Raw genomic sequence first — 20090 nt, forward strand, 5'->3', positions numbered from 1 at the left:
TAGACGGAAGAAACGCCGTGCGAGCTGGGATTAGGGTGGAACGTCGCGGATCTTGACGGAAGATCAAGATAGGGAGCTGCGGACTTTTAATCCGTAGGTTCCGGGTTCGAGCCCCGGGCGCCCTACCCCACATGACCTGGGCGGACTCCCCGATCTCCATGATCCGGAAGCCCGCCCAGTTGCATTTCCAGTTGCGGTTAGCCCCAGAGTGCCCGGCCCATGCGGGCTGCGGCCTCGGTCGGAAGCGTCGCCGTGATGTGGGTGTATCGCTTGGTCGTGGTCAGTTGCGAGTGGCCGAGGATCTCCTGGACGACGCTGATGTCCACGCCCTGTTCGATGAGGAGTGTCGCGGCGGTGTGTCTGGCGTCGTGAACGCGGGCGTCCTTGTCGACCGGGGCCAGGCGGAGGAGTTCTTTCCACTCGTCCCAGTCCTGATCGGCGTCGATGGGGCGTCCGTCCGGGTGGCACCAGACGAGGTCATAGTCCTGCCACCGCTCCCCCGCCGCTTCCTTCTCGGCCTGCTGGGCCTGGTGGTGGAGCTTGAGCAGCGGGATCAGCGGTGGCGGGATCATCACGGTTCGCTTGCTCTTGCCCTTGGGCTTCACGAAGATCCAGCCGCCTACCCGTTCGGGGCAGGAGGGGGCGTGTTTCGTGCAGTCGGGCGCGCAGAATTTCTGCCCCTCCTTGGTGCAGACGTGCTTGCGGCCTGCCAGAAGATCCGGATGACGCTCCGCTTGAGGTCCACGTACTTCCAGCGCAGGCCGAGCGCTTCACATTGCCGAAGGCCGAGAGCGAGCGCCACGGACCAGCGGGTTCCGTTCCCCTGGTGGTGGGCCACGTCCAGGACGTCTGGGGCCTCGTCCGCGTCAAGCGGCGACGCGGCGCGCCGCCGTACCGCCGGCCCTCCGCCCGCCCGCCCACCGCACGCCACTCCCGCCGTACCGACCGAACGCACCGACCGGGGTTGCCGCGCCGCCGCACAGATGCAGTCCTACGATCACCACTGCATGGTTGGACGCCGTATGTGCTTGGGGGCGATCGACGACCCAGGGTTCGTTTCTCACCCTGGCTCAGCGAGCAACGTGGCTGATCGCGGTTCGGCGGCGGACGGCAGGGCGGATGCGCCAAGATCATTGAGCATGGCCCATGGCGGTGTCAGCTGAGAGGAAGCGTCCGTGATCGACTCAATCTACTACGAGTGGTTTCGCCTGCAAACCGGGCTGGTCGTCGACTTGACGTGGTGCTCTGCCACCAAGATTGACGACGTCCTGGCTGCGTACGACATCTCACCCGAGAGCACTCAGCCGGCGCGCTTCAACGCTGACGACGTCGACATGTTCATCGGGCGCCTCGGCAAGGGCGCCGTCATCATGGACTACCGCGTCGATTCCGTCACCGAGGGGGCTCTTCCCATTCTGGCGCAGTACGGCCCATGCCTGAGCGTTGTATGGATCGATGAAGCCCCAGCATTACTTTCTTATCGGACGGAAAGCGGCCTGGTGGTCAGGTTCGACATGACGGACTGGGATTGGTATCCAGATCCCGATCTCGCGAGTGTCGAACAGTGGATCGCCGCCAGCCCAGCGGGTCGGGAGACCTGGGAGAACAGGTGTGGCCTCGCCACGCTCATCACCGCCGAAGCGCTATGCCAGGCTGTGGTCGACGACGAATGGATGCGATCCGTACACACCGGCGTCATTTCACCGGATCCACTAGGGCAGGAGGCTCCATCAGCCCCACACACTCTCAGCTCGATCATCCAAAAATACGGTGACCGCACACCTTAGAACAGAGGTCCTGCAGAACAGACCCCGTGACCCCACACCTGGTCGCCGTGCCATTAGCGTGGCATTAAGGGGGTCAGCAGAGGTCAGTCACGGTTGCCGGTCGCCCAAGTGGAAGCCGTGGTAGTCAGATCAGATCACTTCGCAAGCAGTGGCGGGAGGGGTGCCTGTCAGTGCTCAAGCCCCGGGGGTGCCGTGATCACAGGATCCCCAGTTGCAGGTTCAGTTGGGTTCCGGGTTCGAGCCCACAGGTTACGTGGGCTTTCCGCGTACGGTGCGTGGTGAGCTGCCGTGCCAGCGCTGCGTGGCGCGGCGCAGGGCGCGGGCGTCGCTGTAGCCGACCCGGTCGGCCACGGCGTCGACCGTGAGGTCGGTGTCCCGCAGCAGCCGCACCGCCCTGTCCTGCCGTACGGTCTCCAGCTCGGCCCGCCAAGTGGTGCCCTGCTCGGCCAGGCGGCGCTGCAACGTGCGGGAGCTGAGGGCCAGGCGGGCGGCGACCGCCCGCAACGAGCAGTCGCCGTCGCGCAGCGCGTCGGCCACGGCCGCGCGGAACCTGTCGTGCCAGGTCGACGCCGGCCGTACGGCGCTCAGCAGGAGGTCAGCATGCTGCCGCAGCACCCCGGCCAGGCCGGGCCTGGCGTACGGCAGCGGCGTCGTGAGGTCGGCGGTGAGGAACGTCAGGCTGTCGGATTCGGCGCCGAAGGTGACGTTCCGGCTGCCGAACAGCTCGACGATGCCGTCGTGACGCCGGGGCGCGGCATGGCCGAACCCCACGTGCACGGGCGTGACCGTCCTGCCGCCGGCGCGGCGCAACTGTTCGAGCACCACCCCGAGACCGAACTCGATCCGGGTGGCGGCCACCGCCGGGGCCAGGCGGGTCGTGGAGCTGTGGCGCACCGTGGTCAGCTCGCCGTCGTCGAGCACCTCGATCGACTCGGTCGCCGGATCGGCCAGGATCGGGAGGTATCTGGCGGCGTCGCGCAGGCCGTCCAGCAGGTTCCCGCCCCCGCCGAACATGTGGCTCCACAGCCCGACGCCCTGGTCGGGCAGGGCGCGTACGAGCTGCGCGGCCGTGACACCGGCCAGTTCCTCCCAGAGCGCGTCGGTGACCGACGCCGGCACCCGCACCAGGTCGTGGTGGAGCTCGTCGCCGAAGGGCGCCAGCGCGGCGTTCGCCCCCGCGGCGCCGGCCAGTAGCCGGGCCAGCTGGGTCGACACGGTCCCCTCGATCACACCCGCGAGCCTACGCGAATGGCACCTTTCGTCCGCTTTATGGCACGCTTCGGCCGCATCCTCCTAACAGGTGCTGAATAGCGTAGGTTGCGAAAGATTCGCGGCGAAGGAGATCGAGCGTGCGTGAGGTGAAGGCGGCCGACGGCCGCACCCTGGCCGTCGAGGAGTGGGGCGAGCCCGGCGGCAGCCCTGTCGTGTACACCCACGGCACACCCATGAGCCGCCTCGCGCGCTACCCGCACCCCGAGCTCTTCACCGAGCTGGGCATCCGGCTGATCACCTACGACCGGCCCGGCTACGGGAGCTCCACGCCGCATGGCGGACGCCGGGTGGTGGACGCCGCCGAGGACATCCGCACGATCGCCGACGCCCTCGGCCTCGACCGCTTCCCCGTGTTCGGCGTGTCAGGAGGCGGGCCGCACGCGCTCGCCTTCGCCGCCCGCCACCCCGGCCGCGTCACGCGCGCCGCTGCCCTGGCGAGCCTGGCGCCGTGCGACGCGCCCGGGCTGGACTGGACGGCCGGCATGATGGAGAGCAACCGCCGCTCCTCCGAGGCGGCGCTGATCAGCAGGGACGCCCTGGTCAAGCTGTTCGCCGAGGACGAGGAGAGCGCGAGCCCCGCCACGCTGCTGCCACCCGCCGAGCAGGCCGTCCTGGCCCAGCCCGAGGTCCAGGCCATGCTCCGGCCGGCTTTCGCGGAAGCCGTACGGCCCGGCAAGGACGGGTGGATCGACGATGAATTCGCCCTGTACGGGCTGCCGTGGGGGTTCGACCCGGCGACGATCGACGTGCCGGTGCGGATCTGGCACGGGTCCCTGGACACGGTCGTCCCGGTGACGCACGGGCGCTGGCTGGCCGCCCGCATCCCGTCCGCCACGCTCAACGAGGCGGACGACGCAGGTCACGCCGGTCATTTCGCCGCCACGCCCGCCATGCTGCGCTGGCTCCTGGGCGGCGACGACGCCTGAGGCGTCAGGCGGCGGCCGGTCGCAGGGCGAGCCCCTCCTGCCCAGCCCATGCCGATCCGGCGATCGTTTCCGGTGAGGGGCGTCGTCATCGGGAGTGGTGTTCTGGCGATCCGTAGGACTCGCGGAACACGTTGCGTTCCCGTGCCCGGCGGCCGGGGTGGCGACGCTCCTCAGCCGGATAGCCGAGGGACATCAGCAGGGCGATGGCCAGGTCGTCGCGGTCTTCGATGCCGATCGCCTTCTTCACCTTGGCCTCGTCCCAGCCGTTCATCGGCGAAGTGGCAAGCCCCATCTCCGTGGCGGCGAGCATCACGTAACTGGCCGCGATCATCGCGTCCTTGACCGCGTACTCCCGCAGCAGGCCGCGCTCCTCAAGATCCGTCTGGAAGGCTTGCGACGCCGCGGAGAACATCGTGACGAACTCGTCGTTCCATGCTCCATTGCGACGGGCCTGCTCGTAGACGTCGCTGTGGTCCTCGCGCCAGGACAGCGGCTCGGCGACGAAGACCAGCATGAGCGGCGCCTCCTGCGGCTGGGGCTGACCACCGGTGGCCCAGGCCAGATCCGCACGGCCTTCGTCACTGGTGACGGCGACGATGGACCGGTCCTGGAGGTTCCAGCTGGTGGGCGCCTCGATGGCGAGGGCGAGAAGTGCGTCGAGCACGTCCGCGGGGACCGCATCGGGGCGGTAGTGACGGACGGTGCGGCGGGTGCGGATGGCTTCGGCGACAGACATGGTGTGAGGCGTCATGCCACTCACTATCGGAGAGCGGCTCTCCATACGGAAGAAGGCACTAATTAGTGCGTTACTCTCCCTTCATGGAGACCATTGTGGAGTCCTCCGGGTTGCCGGCCGACGCCTTCTCGGCGAAGTGCCCGACCCGCCAGGTGCTGGATCACATCGCAGGCAAATGGACGATCCTCGTCGTGGATGCCCTCCTCGACGGCACCATGCGCTACACCGACCTCAGCCGACGCATCGAGGGCGTCTCGCAGAAGATGCTCACCCAGACCCTGCGCAGCCTCGAAGGCGACGGGTTCGTCACGCGCACCGTCCACCCCACCATCCCGCCCCGGGTGGACTATGAGCTCACCGCGCTCGGGCGCAGCCTTGCCGAGCCCATCACGGCGCTCCGCCGGTGGACGGAGGACAACATCAACGAGATCGAACGGGCCCGGAAGCGAGCACGTGACTGACTGACCGGGCATTGGGAAAGTCTGGCGATAAGCATCACTGATAGCCCCAACGGAAATCATCGTTGGTGGTGAAGCTGATCGGCGGATCATAATGCCCACATGTCCAGCTCCACCGGCCCTCAGGCCGACACCGCCTTTCATGTCCGCGAACATCTGACCGTGACGCCTTCCCCAGAAGCTTTCCGCAAGGCCAGAGCCGACGGAAATGAGCGTCTGCGCAGCAGCGGGTCGCTGTTTGAATCGTTCTTCGCCTTGGACGGCGCGGCGTACGCGCCCGGCGCCCTGCCGGCCTCGGTCAAAGAACTGCTCGGCCTGGTGGTGTCCGTGATGAAGGACTGCGAGGAGTGCGTCTATTACCATCTCGAACGATGTGATGAAGAGCGGGTCTCTCGTGAACAGGCGCTTGAGGCGCTGCAGATCGCCCTTGTGGGAGGCGGGTCGGTCACCATTCCGCTCCTTCGCAGAGCGGTCTCGTTCATGGAGAAGCTTCCGACACTCGGTGAGTGAAGTGCGGGCGTAGATTTCCATAGTGGTCAACCGCCCGATCGTCCAAGCCCCTTCAGGCGGTTGAATGTATCCATGAGACTGTTACGCTGCCGTCCTTTGCCCGCCGGCACAGCCGTTTTGGCACTGCTGGCCTGCGCCTCGGTGGGCGGTGGCGTAGCGGTTACAGCGCCTCCTACCAGCCAACCATCCGATGCCGTACGAAACGGTATCGACCATGTACATGCGGTCGGTCACGACCCGAAGATCGTCGTACGCAGCTCAACCCTCAATTTCCTGGTCGTCGCAGAAGGTGAGCTGACCTACAACTCCGCGAACCGATGCTTGGAGCTGGTGACCGCCGGCTCATCGCCTATGGGGCTTGTCTGGCCGAAGGGCACGACCCCGACACAGATGAACGGAAAACGCGGCGTTACCGTCCCTTACGTCGGCAATATCCTTCAAGGATCTTCGGTAGCCCTGGTGGGCGGGTTCGAGAAATGGGGCAGGAGTAAGCCCTTTGGGTATAAGGCTTATGGGGACGTCGACTGTCTCACTCATGCTCCGAATGGCGACGTCTTTGTCATCGGGTCTGTGAAAAAGGTCGGCGTCTAGTTTGCCGCCAGTCGCGCTCACACGCGGGATGTCTGCTCGGAAGGACATCCGTGCGCCGTGGTCCCTTTGGACAACCCCGCCTACTCCACTCCGCAGTACGAGGGCGGGCTGGCGATGCTGGGGATCAATGCTGCCGTCTATGAGGGCGCAGTGGATCTGGCCCTCAAGGACGCATCAGGCGATGTCATAGGACGAGGCACGGGGATATACCGGAATCAACCGCGCTACTCATGTGTATGCCCGAGTATCCACATCAGGGTCGAGTAGCTGCTTCACTCCCTTCCGGCCGGGGGATCTTGGTCGGCCGAGCTTGATCCGTAGGTTCCGGGTTCGAGCTCCGGGCTCCACCCCATCTGACCTGGGCGGACGCCGGTCGGGCAGCCCGCCCGGTTCCCTGCCCTCGGTGGAAGTGGCAGGCTGCCGTGAATACGTCGCCACCCTGGGAGTCCATCGCGTGAGCCGATCCGGCAAGCTCCTCCACGTCATCGTCTGCGCCGCCGGGCCCGCCCCCGACGTCGGCCGACTCGTCACCCTGGCCCAACAGGCCGGCTGGACCGTCCAGGTCGTCGCCACACCGCCCGCCCTGGACTTCATCGACGTCGCAGAGCTGGAGAAGCAGACCGGCCGGCCCGTACGCAGCCAGTACCGCAAGCCCGCAGAGCCCAAGTCCCCACGCGCGGACGCCATCATCGTCGCTCCCGCCACGTACAACACCATCAACAAGTTCGCCCAGGGCATCGCCGACACCTACGCCCTTGGCCTGCTCTCCGAGGCGCCCGGACTCGGCATCCCCGTCGTCCTGCCCTTCGTCAACACCGCCCTCGCCTCCCGCGCCCCCTTCCGGCGCAGCGTGGAGGGGCTTCGCGCCGAAGGCATCCGCGTCCTGCTCGGCCCGGGCCAGTTCGAGCCGCACCCGCCCAGCACCGGACCCGACCGCATCGACGACTATCCCTGGGCGCTCGCCTTGGCGAACCTGCCGGCTTGAGCCCTCCCCTGCCTGCAGGCAAGTCGTTCCTCGTTCTGGCGGTTACCGCGTTGACCCTGGCCGGGTGGGCCCTGGGAAGAGCCCGTGTTCACGAACCTGGTCGGCTACGCGCACCCGGTCGGCTTCACCCTGAAGCGGCCTCTCGGTGAAAGGACCGTCATCGACAGCACCGACGGCCGGCGGGTGCGGATTTATCGGGAGGAGAAGCGCGGCTACGACCTGGGTCGTACGGGGTGATCGGGAAGATAGGACCTGGGGTGGGTGCAGTGGCCGGCGGTCGTCGGTAGCGTCGCTGACGTGGTCGGACGACTCGTTGCCCGCGCTCGGGAGCACGGGTGGGTGCTGGACGCCGCCCTGGCCGGGGTGGTGGTGCTGGCCAACGTTCCTGGGTTGGACGGGGTGGCCGGGTGGGGTTGGCTGGGCGTGGTCTGTCTTCCGCTGGTGTGGCGGCGGGTGGCTCCGGTTCTGGTGCTGTATGTGACGGTCGGGCTCGGCCTGGCGTCCTATGTGGCGGGGGTGCAGGAGGTCTATCCGGTGGCCGTGGTCGGGGTGGCGGCTTACACGGTGGCCCGGCACCGCCCGTGGCCGCGGGTGCTGCCGCCGGTGGCGGTGCTCGGCGCGGCCTTTCTCTACGGCGTGCTGGTGGCGGGGCTGCGGTGGGGTGACGTGGTGGTGCTCGCCTCGGGCGTGGCGGTGGCCGTACTGCTCGGGGTGACGCTCCAGACCCGGGAGGCCCATCTCGCGGGGCTGCGGGAGCGGGCCGAGCGGCTGGAACAGGAGCGTGACCAGCAGGCTCGTCTCGCGGTGGCGGCCGAGCGGAGCCGGATCGCCCGGGAGGTGCACGACATCGTGACCCACAACCTGGCGGTGATGGTGGCGCTGTCCGACGGGGCGGCGTTCACCGCGACGACGGCTCCGGAGCGGGCCGCCGACACGATGGGGAAGGTGTCGGCGGTGGGCAGGGAGGCGCTCGCGGACATGCGCCGGCTGCTGGGGCTGCTCCGCGACGGCGAGCCCGACAGCGGCACCGGGCCGGGCAGCGGCACCGGGCCCGACATTGGCACCCGGCCGGGCAGCGTCGGTGAGAAGGGCAGCCTGGCCCCGCCGCCCGGCGTGAACGATCTCGATCTGCTCTTCGACCAGGTGCGGGAGGCAGGCGTACAGGTGACCCTGACCCGTGAAGGCGTGCCGGGCGGCTGGGGGCCGGGCCCGGGGCTGGCGATCTACCGGATTGTCCAAGAGGCGCTGACCAACACGATCAAGCATGCAGGCCCGGAGGCCGCCGCGAAGATCCGGCTGAGTTATACGGTCTCCGGGGCCGAGCTGGAGATCGTCGACGACGGGCGTGGCGCGTCCGCCCTGGCCGTGGCGGGGGCGCAGACCGCCGGTCACGGGCTGGCCGGCATGGCCGAGCGGGCGGCGGCCTACGGCGGCCGGGTCGAAGCGGGGCCGTTGCCCGATGGCGGCTGGCGGGTGCGCACCCGCCTCAGGTTCGGTGACGGAAGCCCGTGAAGATCCGGCTGCTGCTGGTGGACGACCAGCCCATGTTGCGTCTCGGCTTCCGCATGGTGTTCGAGACCCAGCCCGATCTTGAGGTCGTCGGGGAGGCCGGCGACGGCGCGCAGGGCGTGGCGATGACCCGCGCCACGAGAGCGGACGTGGTGCTGATGGACGTCCGGATGCCGGTGATGGACGGCATCGAGGCCACCCGGCGGATCGTCGAGTCCGGATCCCCGGCGCGCGTCCTGCTGCTGACCACGTTCAACCTCGATGAGTACGTGTTCGCCGGGTTGCGTGCCGGCGCGAGCGGGTTCCTGCTCAAGGAGGTGCCGCCGCCCGATCTGCTCACCGGCATCCGGGCCGTGGCCTCCGGCGACGCAGTGGTCGCGCCGCAGGTGACCCGCCGGTTGATCGACGCCTTCGCCCAGCACCTGCCCGACCCGGCGACCGGCTGCTCCCCTGCCGACGGGCGGCTGGACCAGCTCACCGAGCGCGAACGCGAGGTGCTGGCGGAGGTGGTCCGCGGTCACTCCAACGGCGAGATCGCCGAGACGCTGACCGTCTCGGAGGCGACGGTGAAGACCCATGTCGGCCGGATCCTCACCAAGCTGCACCTGCGTGACCGGGTGCAGCTCGTCGTGTACGCGTACGAGACGGGCATCGTACGGCCAGGTCAGAAGGAGTGAGCCGACACCTTCTCTCGCGCCGGCTGGGACGGTCAGTGTGCCGAGGCCCGGGGTCGGCGACTGCTGGGGCCGCGGCCACATCGGGTGCGTCCCCACGGCTTGACGACGGACAGCACCGTGGCGAGGGACAGGACGACCAGCATCACGACCGACCCCGCCAGCAACCCGGGCTCCAAGGAGCCGATGTCGGCCCCCGGGTCGGCCAGGGTCATGGCGAGCGCGGCCTTCACCCCTTGGGCGGTGTACGCGTACCCGAAGATCATCGCGAAGACGGTGAGCACCAGTTTGGTGACGACCCACCAGTGATGCAGGACGCGCCACTTGGTGTACAGCGCCAGCACGAGTCCGGTGACCAGGGCCCCCAGGCTCCCGGGAATCATGATCGCCGTGTCGCTGATGTGCAGCATGTCGTAGGCCGCGGGCCGCAGGGGCATTCCCGTGCTGGTCAGCGCCACGACGCCCATGACGAGCATGGCATAGCTGCCGCCGAGCCAGCCCACGGACAGGCTCACGTGCAGCACCAGCCACACCCTGCGCGCGGTGGGTTTCATCGGCCAGGTGACCGATCGCCTTGGTGCGGAGTGAACCGGCCTCACGAGATGCCCTCCAGTGCGGTAGACGACGAGGTCTCCAGCACACAGGTGACCGGTGGACGGGCGAATCACGGCAGGTACGACATTTCTTGGTATAGGTGGCTGTCATGGCAGGAGCCGGGAAAGGTCCTAAGCTCCGGCGGTGTGGAGAGCATGCACCCGACCAGGCTCCTGACCTCCTCCACGCCCTGGCGCGCCTGGGCGTACGCGGCGACCGGCGCCCTGCTCGGCGGCATGACCATGACGGTGGTGCTGACGTTCGTCCTGGTGGGCGTGACGCTGGCGCCTCTCGCGATCGGGTTCGTCCCGTTGACGGCGGCCGGGCTGGCGGGGATCCCGATCGGCGCCGTCGAACGCCGGCGGCTACGGCTGCTCGGCCTGCCTGCGCTCCCCAGCCCGCACCGGACCCTGCGCCGGCCGGGGCCCAGGGCGTGGATCGGCACCAGGCTCCGCGAGAGCGCCACCTGGCGCGCGTTCGGCTACACCACGGCGCTGATCACGGGGCTGTGGCTGCTCGACTACGCCGTCGCCGCCATACCGCTGGTCTGTATCGTCTTCCTCGCCGCACCAGTCGTCTACCTGGTGTCCGGGCCGGTCGACCTCCTCGGCACGCACCTGCCCACGCTGGCGGACTCGCTCCTGGTGGCAGGGTTCGCAGCGCTCGGGCTGGTGGCCGCGGCCTACCTGGCCGTCGTGGCCGCGAAGATGCGGGTTCCGATCGCCCGGGCGCTGCTCGCGCCTCCCCCGTACGAGATCCCGGACATGGAGACGGTCGGCTCCAGCGGGCGGCTGCTCGACGCGTTCGACGCCGAACGGCGGCGCATCGAGCGTGATCTGCACGACGGCACCCAGCAGCGGCTCGTCGCGCTCGGCGTGATGCTGGACATGGCGCGGATGACCGTGGCCGATCCCAAGCTGCACAGCCTGCTGTCCCGCGCCCATCTAGAGACCATCACGACGCTGGAGGAGCTGCGCGAGCTCGTACGCGGCATCCATCCGCGGGTGCTGGCCGAGCGCGGCCTCCCCGAAGCCGTGGCCGAGCTGGCCAGGGCTCATTCCCTGAGGATCCGGGTGAAGATCGACGTTCCGGGCAGGCTCGTGCCCAGTGTGGAGAGCACCGCGTACTTCATGGTGAGCGAGGCCCTGGCTAACGTCGCCAAGCACGCCGAGGCCGACGACTGCTGGGTCAGCGGCTGGATCGCCCGCGACACGCTGATCCTGGAAGTGGGTGACAACGGCAGGGGCGGCCTCGACGTACGGGCGGACGGCGGCGTCCAGGGCATGGCGGACCGGGTGGCCGCGGTGGGCGGCCGGGTGAGGTTCACCAGCCCCGGCGGCGGGCCGACCGTCCTGCGCGCCGAGATCCCCTGCCTGCCGCACCCGGTGACGGCATGAGAGTCGTGCTGGCCGAGGATTCCGGCCTGCTGCGGGAGAGCCTGGTCAACCTTCTCACGTACTTCGAGCATCAGGTGGTGGCCGCAGTGGCTACCGCCGGTGAGCTCCGCAGCGCGACCTCGACCTTCCGGCCCGACATCGTCGTCACCGACGTGCGCATGCCGCCCGACCACACCGACGACGGCCTGCGGGCGGCGATCGCGCTGCGCCGCGATCGCCCTTCGCTGCCGGTGCTGGTCCTCAGCCAGTACGTCGACGGCGCCGCACTCTCCGAGCTGCTGCGTAGCGGTGATGCCGGCACTGGCTACCTGCTCAAGGACCGGGTGGCGAACGGCGCCCAGTTCGTGGCGACCATGCGGGAGGTGGGCGGCGGCGAGACGGTGATCGACCCGGAGGTGGTGCGGCGGCTGCTCACACACCCGGCCGACCCGCTGCTGCGGCTCAGCCCGCGCGAGCTCGAGGTGCTGGCTCTGATGGCGGAGGGCCGGTCCAACGCCGCCATCGGCAGGGATCTCGTCATCTCCGAGGTGACCGTCTCCAAGCACATCGGCAGCATCTTCACCAAACTGGACCTGCCCGCCGACGAGATCAGTCACCGCAGGGTCCTGGCGGTCCTCAGCTACCTGCGCGGCTGATCTCTCCGGCCGACTGCGCCGCTCGGCCCTGCCGCCGGGCGATGAGGGCTGTGGCGGTGAGGTAGACGGCGACGAAGACGGCTCCGGACAGGGCCCTGAAGGCGTCGCCGACCAGCAGTCCGATCAGCAGGACGACGACGGCCGCCTGTGTCGTTCCCGCGCCGAGGACGAACAGCGCGGCGGCGGCCCTGGTCGTCGCCCGTACCCGGGCCGTCGCCCAGAGTCCCGCCGCCACCGCCGCCGAGGTGTAGAGCGCCACGACCGGCCACGGGGCCTTGACGATGGAGACCAGCAGCTCGGTCCCGACGAACCAGGTCGCGTACAGCCCTGCCCCCGCCGCGAACGGCAGCCACCGCGCCCCCGGCCGATCCACGACCGCCACCACCCGCGGACCCCGCGGCAGCCGCGCCGCGACCAGGCAGGCGACCAGCGCGGCACCGAGCACGACCGCCAGGTGCAGGAGGAAGGTCCCGCCGTCCTGCACCCCGCGGTTCTCGCCCCAGAACACGAACCGGGCGATCGCCAGCCCGCCGGTGACGATCCCCAGCACCCAGGTGGCCCACTTCGGCAGCCACGGCCGGTCCGCCTGCTCGGGGAACAGCAGGTGCGTCAGCAGCACCGGGGTGAGGAGCGAGAACAGTCCGTGCCAGGGCAGGATGTACAGCGCCCAGGGGATCCGCAGCCCGGCCACCACCCCCAACGTCCCGTACGCGTCGTTCGCCGGGTCGAGCGGGTGGAAGAGCGTCTCCGAGATCAGACCCTCGTTGTACAGGCCGTAGATCATGCCCAGGCACCACAGGCCGAGCAGTCCCGTCCTCGTCCGCGTGGCCACCTCGCGCAGCACCAGAATCGGCAGCCCGTAGACGAAGACGGTGAAGGGGAGGAACATGCCCGGCCGGAAGAAGTCGGTGGCGGGCATGGAGCCGCTGAACACCTCCGCCAGCAGCGGCGAGAGCACCATGAGCACCGGGATCGGCCACCGGCTCCGACGTAACGCGTTCATCGTGAGGGTTTCCTTTCGTCGGGATCCGACGCTAGGGAAGCCGCTCCTCGCGCACGACAGCCCGAAGTTTGACTTAGGCAGACCGGAAACCTCCACCTCAGGTCGCATCCCGTCCTCCGACGGTCGCACCCGTTTGCGCGCCCGGCCGGACACCGCCCCCCTGCCCTCCCCGGAGATCACCCTCTCCGACCTGGGGTAGACCGCGGGGTCGCCGGCGCTGGGCCGCGTCATGCGCCTGGGCTGACCGCTCTCTGATGTTTTCGCATGTCGCGGGGCCTCTGAGGGTAGATGGCGGCTGAGGGGGACCCGGTGATGGGAGCGACGGTCGACTACCAGGCGGCATTCGAGGCGCTGCCGTGTCCCTGCATGCTGCTCACCCGCGAGCTGGTCGTGCTCGCCGTGAACGACGCCTGCCTGCGGATGACCGGCCAGGAGCGGGACGAGGTCGTCGGCCGGTCCCTGCCGGTGGCCCCGAGGGGGCTGAGCGCGGCGGGGGCGGCGAAGGTGCGCGCGTCGCTGGAGCGGGTGGCCGGATCGGGCGTCGGCGAGGTCGTCCCGCTGCTGCGGCACGACTGGGCGCCGCCCGACCCGCGCCACTGGCGGATGACGAGCGCGCCGGTGCTCGATCCGTCGGGCGCCGCCAAGGGGATCATCGTCGTGTTCGGGCAGGCGGAGGTCGCCGGCGCCGCCGAGGAGCCGGACGCCGGGGCCGACGGGCTGCTCCACCAGGCGTACCGGCAGGAGCAGCAGAAGGTGTCGATGCTGCACGAGACGATCGAGCACCAGCAGCGGTTCGTGTTCGACGCCGCGCACGACCTGCGCAACCCGATCACGGGCCTGCTGACCGAGCTGGAGGACGCGCTGTCCGACCCGGGCGCGGACCTGCGCCGGACCCTGCGGAGCCTGCACCGCGACGCCGAGCGGCTCAACGAGATCGTCGGCGACCTGCTCGCCCTGGCCCGCCTCTACACGGCCCCGCCGCCCGGCGTCGAGCTCGTCGACCTGGCCCGCCTGGTCGTGGAGGAGCTGGGCGCCCACCCGCCGAGCGCGGCCGTCGTCACCCGGCTGGAGGAGGACGTGGTCGTACGGGCCTCGCGGGTGCGGCTGGCCCGGCTGCTGTCCAACCTGGTGGCCAACGCCGAACGCCACACCACCACCACCATCGAGTTCGTGGTCGCCGCCACGCCGCCGTACGCCGTCCTGGAGATCATCGACGACGGGCCCGGCATCCCGCCCGAGGACCGGGAGCGCATCTTCCACCGGCTCTACCGGCACGACCAGGCGCGCACGCTCGACACCGGCGGCTCCGGGTTCGGCCTGCCGATCGCCCGCGAGATCGCCCACGCGTACGGGGGCGATCTGTTCGTGGCCGATCATCCGGACGGCGCCCGGTTCGTGCTGCGGCTGCCGCTGGCGGCGCGGCCGGAGCCCGGCGGCGAGGAGGCTCCGGACCGGCCGTTATCGAGGAGCGGGACGTCCTCCTGACGCGGAAAGCTCCCAGCCCGGGAAGCTCCCAGCGCGGGAAGCTCCCAGCCCCGGAAGCTCCCAGCCCCGGAAGCTCCTAGCGGGGGAAGAAGGGCAGGTCCAGGTAGACGTCGTCGGCCGCGGCGAGGATCTTCGCGGCGTCGTCGACGGGCGGGTGGATCGCCTGGTTGATCTGCCGCTTGATCTCCTTGCCGTGGGCGCCCGTGGCCATCACCTTCCGGTCCCAGCCGCGGGTGAAGATCCCGCCGGCGCCGCCCAGGTCGAGGCAGGTGACGTACGGGCCAGGGGTGAAGTCGCGCGGAAGGAGGCCGAGCAGGTCGGCCGCCGCGTTGTACCCGGCGACCTTGCCGAGCGGGACGGCGTGCTGGCAGGACTGTGTGACCGTGTGCCCGGCGTCGTAGGGCGCCGCGGCCGTGTCGCCGGCGGCGAACACCTCGGGCAGGGCGCGCAGGTGCCGGTCCACCGGTATCCGGCCGAGGTGGTCGAGTGAGCCGGTTATGTGCCGGGTGAGCCGGTTCGCCCGCATGCCCACCGACCAGACGACCGCGTCCGCCTCGACCTTGGTGCCGTCGGACAGGGCGGCGTAGCCGTCGCCGACCTCGGTCACGGTGGTGGCGAGGCGGCGTTCGACGCCGAGCTCGTCCAGGGCCGACTCGATCGCCTCGCGCGGCTCCGGGCCGAGCTGTTCGCCGACCACCGCCGCCTGGTCCACCAGCAGCACCCGACCCCGGGCGGCCAGCTCGGTCGCCGCCTCCAGACCGGTGAACCCGGCGCCGACGACCACCACGGAACAGTCCGCCCGGCCGCGCAGCCGGTCGGCGAGCCGCTGGGCCCCGGCCAGGGTGTCGATGTCGAAGAGCCGTTCGGCGCCGGGCAGATCTCTCGGCCGGACGAGCTCGCTGCCCGCCGCCAGCACCAGGCGGTCGTACGGGATCTCCTGGCCGTCGGCCACCACCACGCGGCGGGCGGTGTCGATCTCGCTGACCGTGGCGCGCAGGTGCTCGACGCCGATCGGGTCGAGGATCCTGCGCAGCTCCACCGTGGCCAGGCCCGGGTCGGGCTCGTACAGCCTCGGACGCAGGACCATCCGCTCGCCGGGCGCGATGAGCGTGATACGCAGGTCCCGCTCCCCGCGCGCCAGCGCCGCGCCCGCCGCGCTCCACACGCCCGCGAAACCGCCACCGATGATCACAACCTGTGCCACCGTCTCGTCCTCTCTCAGCCTGTCCCCCCACGGACGGGGAGGGATCGGCAGGGAGACAAGACAGCCGGCTCAGATGTGACCGATGCGCGGAAGCTTGTCGGGATTGACCAGCCTCCTGAACTCCGTGATCCGCCCGCCGCTGACCTCCGCGGTGTCGAGCCAGACCAGCGCGCCGCCGGAGTAGGTCGCCAGGGCGGGCTCCCCGTTGACCTCGACGACGCGGACGGCGTCCGGACGCCTGAGCTCGACCTGCCTGATCGCCAGCCGGGCGATGATCGCGGCGCCCCGGACCGGCCTGCGCGCCGCCGTCGCCTTGCCGCCGCCGTCGGCGACGTAGACGGCCTCGGGGTCCAGCAGCGCGACGAGCCCGGCCAGGTCACCGGCCTCGGCCGCCGCCCTGAACGCCTCCAGCACCCGCCTGGTCTCGGCCTTGGAGGCCCGGGGCCGTTCCGTGACGGCGGCGACCCGCGTACGGGCCCGCGAGGCGAGCTTGCGGCTGGCGGCGGGCGTGGCGCCCAGCACCTCGGCGATGCGCGCGAACGGGAGGTCGAACACGTCGTGCAGCACCAGCGCCACGCGCTCGGCGGGGGTGAGCGTCCGCATGACCACCAGCATCGCGGTGCTCACCGACTCGTCCACGAGCACCCGGGCGGCGGCGTCGGGCCCGGTCAGCAGCGGTTCGGGCAGCCACGGCCCGACGTACGACTCGCGCCGCACGCGCGCCGACATCAGCACGTTGTAGGCCGTACGGGCGGACACGGTCACCAGCCAGGCACGCACGTCGCGCACCTCGGACAGGTCGGCGGCGGCGGCCCGCAACCACACCTCCTGCGCCACGTCCTCCGCCTCGGCCACGCTGCCGAGAATCCGGTACGCGGCCCCGAACACCGCCGGCCGGTGGGCCGCCCAGTCGGCCTCCGTCAGCGCCGTGCCCGTCGGTTCCACCGCACACCCCGATCCCCTGCGACCGCTCTCCTCCGATGCCGAGGCTACGTGCGCCCCGACGCCACGATTGCGCGGGGTCCGCCGGTTCCGGCCGCTGCCGGGCGCGCTCGGCCGTAGCCGGTGGATTCGGCACGTTCGTACAAGTGTTGGGGGTGGGGGGCGGAGCATTCTGGGGGCGGACGAGGCGTTCCGACCGAGAGGGGCCCCGATGCTCAACCTGTCGATCATTCTGGAAGACAGTGCCCGCGCGGTCCCGGACCGCACCGCCCTGGTCTACGGGGATCTGCGGCTGCCGTACGCCATGGTGGACTCCGTCGCGAACCAGGTGGCCAATCTGCTGGTGGAGCGCGGGATCGGCAGGGGCGACAAGGTGGCGCTGCTCTGCCCGAACGTGCCGTACTTCCCCTTCGTGTACTTCGGCATCCTGAAGGCCGGGGCGACCGTGGTGCCGCTCAACGTGCTGTTGCAGCCGAGGGAGATCGCGTACCACCTGGACGACAGCGGCGCGAAGGCGCTGTTCTGCTTCGAGGGGACGCCCGAGCTGCCGACGGGGGCGCGCGGGCGGGAGGCGGCGGACGCGACGGAGGGGTGTGAGCACTTCTTCGTCCTGCCCGCGACGCCGCTGGCGACCGAGTCGGAGTACGGGGAGTCGTTCTGGGCGGCGTTGGACGGCAAGTCCGGGGAGTTCGAGACGGTGGGCACCGGGGCGGAGGACGTCGCGGCCATCCTCTACACGTCGGGCACCACGGGGCGGCCCAAGGGCGCGGAGCTCACGCACGCGAATCTGCTGCTCAACACGATGGTCAGCGACGAGATGTTCCCCCGCGACCCCGAGGGTGACGTGTCGCTGGCGGTGCTGCCGCTGTTCCACTCCTTCGGCCAGACCTCGGTGATGAACGTGAGCCTGCGCCGCCGCGCCACGCTGGTGCTCGTGCCGCGGTTCGAGCCCGGTCAGGCGCTGGAGCTGATGCGCGGGGAGCGGGTGACGATGTTCGCCGGGGTGCCGACCATGTACTGGGCGATGCTGGCGAAGATCCACGCGGGTGAGGCCGAGGTGCCGGCGTCGCTGCAAGTGGCGGTGTCGGGGGCGGCCGCCTGCCCGGTGGAGGTGCTCAAGGACTTCGAGGCCACGTTCGGCATCCCGATCCTGGAGGGGTACGGGCTGTCGGAGACGTCCCCGGCGGCCTGCTTCAACCAGCTCAGCCGCCCGACCAGGCCGGGCACGATCGGCTTCCCGGTGTGGGGGGTGGAGATGCGGCTGGTGGACGACGACTGGAACACGGTCGAGGGCGAGGGGCCCGGCGAGATCGCCGTGCGCGGGCACAACATCATGAAGGGCTATCACGGCAGGCCGGAGGAGACGGCGGAGGTGCTGCGGGACGGCTGGTTCCGCACCGGGGACATCGCCACCCGCGACGAGGACGGCTACTACTCCATCGTCGACCGCACCAAGGACATGATCATCCGGGGCGGGTTCAACATCTACCCGCGCGAGCTGGAGGAGGTGCTGATGACGCATCCGGCGGTCTCGCTGGTGGCGGTGGTCGGCGTGCCGCACGGCTCGCACGGCGAGGAGGTCAAGGCGTACGTGATCCCGTCGCCCGGGTCGGCGGTGACCGAGGCGGAGCTCGTGGACTGGTGCAGGGAGAACATGGCGGCCTACAAGTATCCGCGGATCGTCGAGTTCTGCGAGAGCCTGCCGATGACCGCGACCGGCAAGATCCTCAAGCGGGAGCTGCGCCGGTCACGGGCCGACGTCGGGTAACCAGTCGATCGCGGCGGCGAGCTCGGAGGGCGTGTTGCCGAAGGTGCGCCGGAAGGCGCGGGTGAAGTGCGGGCCGTCGGTGAACCCGGCGCTGTGCGCGGCAGCCGTCAGCGTCTCCCCGGCTGCCACCCGGTCGATGGCCTGCCGCAGCCGCAGCCACCGCACGTACGGCCGCAGCGGGATGCCGACGTGCGCGCCGAACAGGTGCGCGAGCCGGCTCGGCGACAGGTGGACGGCGTCGGCCACCGCTCGCAGCCGTACCGGTCCTGCCGGCAGGAGCGCGGGGATGACGGTGATCGCCGCCTCCACGGCCGGGTGGAGGGCGGCGTCGGCGGCGCCGCTGTGGCCGCTGCACGCCTCGACCGTGCGCAGCGCGCCCGCCGCCTCGGCCGAGCGCGGGTGCCCGGCCGGCGGCTCGGCGAACATGAGCGGCCTGGCTCCCCCACGCCCGCCCTGAGCGCCGGAACCGGCGAGGGCGGCGGGCGGCGACCAGGTCGAGGCCCGCGCCCCCGCGCCTGAGCGGGCGAGCAGGGCGCGGCCGGGCGCGCTGCGCGGGTCCAGGTGGGCGAGCAGCGCGTCATGGGCTCCGCTGATCAGCGTGTGGCCGGTGTCGGGCGGGACGACGGCGATCCGCGTGGTCAGCCGCTCCCCGTGGGCGTCGGCCAGCGTGAAGGGCTCGGCGGCGACGATGAGCTGCACCGCGTGGTGCGCGTGCGGCTCGTTGGTGCCGACCGTGCCGCCGTACAGCAGGAGGCCGGGCCGCAGGAGGCACCAGCCGCGCCAGGGGTGCGACATCACCGCACTTTATGCCTGTTTCGCCCCTGGGCGGACTATCGCCACCGGACAGGTCGCCTGTTGCAGCACCGTCCGGCTCACGGACCCGAGCACGGCGGAGGCGAAACCGCCCAGGCCGCGCGTGCCCACGACCACCAGATCGGCCGTCTCCCCGGCCTTGATCAGCGCCTCCGCCGGATGCCCGGCGATCTGCTCGCCGACGATCTCGATGTCCCGGTGCTTCTCGCGCCACACCCTCAGCCGTTCGGCCGCCGTACGGAGCTCCGCCTCGCAGGAGCGCTCCAGCAGCGCGCTGTAGCCCACCGCGAGCGACGGCGTGACAGGCACCTGCCAGGCGTACGTGACCAGCAGCGGCACGTCCCTGGCCCGGGCCTGCTCGGCGGCGTAGGCCAGGGCGGTCTCGGCGCACCGGGAGCCGTCGTCGCCGACGACGACGCGGCCGTGCGTGGGCTCGGCGGAGCCGCGTACGATCACCACCGGGCAGGCGGCGTGACCGGCGACGCCCACGCTCACCGAGCCGATCAGGAGCCCCTTGAACCCGCCGAGCCCCCGGCTGCCGAGCACCACGCTGTCGGCGGCGGCCGACTCGCCGACCATCGCGTCCACGACGTGCCCGGCCAGCAGTTCGGTGGTCACCTCGACGCCGCCGGCCGCCCGGCCCACCCGGTCGCGGGCGGCCTCCAGGGTCCCGGCGCAGTAGTCCGTCGCCTCCCGGCCGAACCGGGAGTGCTCGCACACGTGGACGAGCCGCAGGCCCAGCCCCCGCCGCCGCGCGTCGGCGGCCGCCCATTCCAGCGCCGTGTCCGACGGCGCGGAGCC

The 20090-nt window shown here is 70.6% G+C and carries 22 protein-coding genes; 13 read left to right on the forward strand and 9 right to left on the reverse strand.

Translation table 11 applies throughout. From position 1 onward, the window contains the following. Positions 1 to 197 precede the first annotated feature (197 nt). Positions 198 to 605, reverse strand: a complete 408-nt coding sequence (locus tag KME80_RS45025) for a tyrosine-type recombinase/integrase (RefSeq protein ID WP_308126197.1) — start codon at positions 603 to 605, stop codon at positions 198 to 200. Positions 606 to 1175: 570 nt separating this feature from the next. Between KME80_RS45025 and KME80_RS45030 the strand changes: the two genes are divergently transcribed. Next, entirely contained in the window at positions 1176 to 1787 is a 612-nt protein-coding gene (locus KME80_RS45030; RefSeq protein ID WP_219517898.1) for a hypothetical protein, read from the forward strand. Positions 1788 to 2036: 249 nt separating this feature from the next. On the opposite strand, the gene KME80_RS51275 is transcribed toward KME80_RS45030, so the two are convergent. Then, positions 2037 to 3017 (reverse strand): helix-turn-helix domain-containing protein, encoded by a 981-nt coding sequence (locus KME80_RS51275; protein ID WP_308126198.1) that lies wholly within the window; start codon positions 3015 to 3017, stop codon positions 2037 to 2039. A gap of 119 nt (positions 3018 to 3136) precedes the next feature. Between KME80_RS51275 and KME80_RS45040 the strand changes: the two genes are divergently transcribed. Next, positions 3137 to 3985 (forward strand): alpha/beta fold hydrolase, encoded by an 849-nt coding sequence (locus KME80_RS45040; RefSeq protein ID WP_219517900.1) that lies wholly within the window; start codon positions 3137 to 3139, stop codon positions 3983 to 3985. 85 nt (positions 3986 to 4070) lie between these two features. Here KME80_RS45040 and KME80_RS45045 read toward each other — a convergent pair whose 3' ends face one another. Then, the gene (locus KME80_RS45045; RefSeq protein ID WP_219517901.1) at positions 4071 to 4736 is read right to left on the reverse strand and encodes a nitroreductase family protein; all 666 of its coding nucleotides are present in this window, start codon (positions 4734 to 4736) and stop codon (positions 4071 to 4073) included. Between the two features lie 68 nt (positions 4737 to 4804). On the opposite strand from KME80_RS45045, the gene KME80_RS45050 reads away from it, so the two are divergent. The 7 genes from KME80_RS45050 to KME80_RS45080 all read left to right on the forward strand — a co-directional run bounded on the left by KME80_RS45050 (position 4805) and on the right by KME80_RS45080 (position 9451). Continuing rightward, positions 4805 to 5182, forward strand: a complete 378-nt coding sequence (locus KME80_RS45050) for a winged helix-turn-helix transcriptional regulator (protein ID WP_219517902.1) — start codon at positions 4805 to 4807, stop codon at positions 5180 to 5182. Positions 5183 to 5281: 99 nt separating this feature from the next. After that, complete coding sequence (locus tag KME80_RS45055) at positions 5282 to 5689, forward strand: carboxymuconolactone decarboxylase family protein (RefSeq protein ID WP_219517903.1); 408 nt, start codon at positions 5282 to 5284, stop codon at positions 5687 to 5689. A gap of 72 nt (positions 5690 to 5761) precedes the next feature. Continuing rightward, positions 5762 to 6280 (forward strand): hypothetical protein, encoded by a 519-nt coding sequence (locus KME80_RS45060; RefSeq protein ID WP_219517904.1) that lies wholly within the window; start codon positions 5762 to 5764, stop codon positions 6278 to 6280. A gap of 454 nt (positions 6281 to 6734) precedes the next feature. Beyond that, a complete protein-coding gene (locus tag KME80_RS45065; protein WP_219517905.1) occupies positions 6735 to 7265 on the forward strand; it encodes a flavoprotein in 531 nt (176 codons plus the stop codon). An 84-nt stretch (positions 7266 to 7349) separates the two neighbouring features. Then, positions 7350 to 7502 carry a hypothetical protein gene (locus KME80_RS45070; protein ID WP_219517906.1) on the forward strand — a complete coding sequence of 51 codons (153 nt, stop codon included), beginning with the start codon at positions 7350 to 7352 and terminating at the stop codon, positions 7500 to 7502. Positions 7503 to 7562: 60 nt separating this feature from the next. After that, on the forward strand, positions 7563 to 8777 hold the full coding sequence (locus tag KME80_RS52365) for a sensor histidine kinase (protein ID WP_219517907.1): 1215 nt from the start codon (positions 7563 to 7565) through the stop codon (positions 8775 to 8777). Beyond that, positions 8774 to 9451, forward strand: a complete 678-nt coding sequence (locus KME80_RS45080; protein ID WP_219517909.1) for a response regulator — start codon at positions 8774 to 8776, stop codon at positions 9449 to 9451. Before KME80_RS52365 ends, KME80_RS45080 begins: the two co-directional genes overlap by 4 nt. 32 nt (positions 9452 to 9483) lie before the next feature. Here the strand turns inward: KME80_RS45080 and KME80_RS45085 are convergent, their stop codons facing one another. After that, the gene (locus tag KME80_RS45085) at positions 9484 to 10002 is read right to left on the reverse strand and encodes a hypothetical protein (RefSeq protein ID WP_219517911.1); all 519 of its coding nucleotides are present in this window, start codon (positions 10000 to 10002) and stop codon (positions 9484 to 9486) included. A 195-nt stretch (positions 10003 to 10197) separates the two neighbouring features. Between KME80_RS45085 and KME80_RS45090 the strand changes: the two genes are divergently transcribed. Beyond that, positions 10198 to 11439, forward strand: coding sequence for a sensor histidine kinase (locus tag KME80_RS45090; RefSeq protein WP_246646812.1), 1242 nt, complete (start codon positions 10198 to 10200; stop codon positions 11437 to 11439). After that, on the forward strand, positions 11436 to 12074 hold the full coding sequence (locus KME80_RS45095) for a LuxR C-terminal-related transcriptional regulator (RefSeq protein WP_219517915.1): 639 nt from the start codon (positions 11436 to 11438) through the stop codon (positions 12072 to 12074). Before KME80_RS45090 ends, KME80_RS45095 begins: the two co-directional genes overlap by 4 nt. Here KME80_RS45095 and KME80_RS45100 read toward each other — a convergent pair. Next, positions 12055 to 13077, reverse strand: a complete 1023-nt coding sequence (locus KME80_RS45100; protein ID WP_219517916.1) for an AF_0692 family protein — start codon at positions 13075 to 13077, stop codon at positions 12055 to 12057. The two genes, KME80_RS45095 and KME80_RS45100, sit on opposite strands and share 20 nt — an antisense overlap. Positions 13078 to 13389: 312 nt before the next feature. On the opposite strand from KME80_RS45100, the gene KME80_RS45105 reads away from it, so the two are divergent. Then, the gene (locus KME80_RS45105; RefSeq protein WP_219517919.1) at positions 13390 to 14562 is read left to right on the forward strand and encodes a PAS domain-containing sensor histidine kinase; all 1173 of its coding nucleotides are present in this window, start codon (positions 13390 to 13392) and stop codon (positions 14560 to 14562) included. Between the two features lie 76 nt (positions 14563 to 14638). Here the strand turns inward: KME80_RS45105 and KME80_RS45110 are convergent, their stop codons facing one another. Continuing rightward, positions 14639 to 15766 (reverse strand): NAD(P)/FAD-dependent oxidoreductase, encoded by a 1128-nt coding sequence (locus KME80_RS45110; RefSeq protein ID WP_219517920.1) that lies wholly within the window; start codon positions 15764 to 15766, stop codon positions 14639 to 14641. 69 nt (positions 15767 to 15835) lie between these two features. After that, the gene (gene sigJ / locus KME80_RS45115; RefSeq protein WP_308126199.1) at positions 15836 to 16711 is read right to left on the reverse strand and encodes an RNA polymerase sigma factor SigJ; all 876 of its coding nucleotides are present in this window, start codon (positions 16709 to 16711) and stop codon (positions 15836 to 15838) included. A 208-nt stretch (positions 16712 to 16919) separates the two neighbouring features. On the opposite strand from sigJ, the gene KME80_RS45120 reads away from it, so the two are divergent. After that, the gene (locus KME80_RS45120; protein ID WP_219517922.1) at positions 16920 to 18476 is read left to right on the forward strand and encodes a long-chain-fatty-acid--CoA ligase; all 1557 of its coding nucleotides are present in this window, start codon (positions 16920 to 16922) and stop codon (positions 18474 to 18476) included. On the opposite strand, the gene KME80_RS45125 is transcribed toward KME80_RS45120, so the two are convergent. Continuing rightward, on the reverse strand, positions 18456 to 19271 hold the full coding sequence (locus KME80_RS45125) for a helix-turn-helix transcriptional regulator (protein ID WP_219517923.1): 816 nt from the start codon (positions 19269 to 19271) through the stop codon (positions 18456 to 18458). The genes KME80_RS45120 and KME80_RS45125 overlap by 21 nt on opposite strands. A 9-nt stretch (positions 19272 to 19280) precedes the next feature. After that, positions 19281 to 20090 (reverse strand): universal stress protein (locus KME80_RS45130; RefSeq protein WP_246646806.1); only part of this gene is annotated, 810 nt, incomplete at its 5' end.

Source organism: Nonomuraea ceibae (assembly GCF_019396325.1).
GTDB classification, from domain to species: domain Bacteria; phylum Actinomycetota; class Actinomycetes; order Streptosporangiales; family Streptosporangiaceae; genus Nonomuraea; species Nonomuraea ceibae.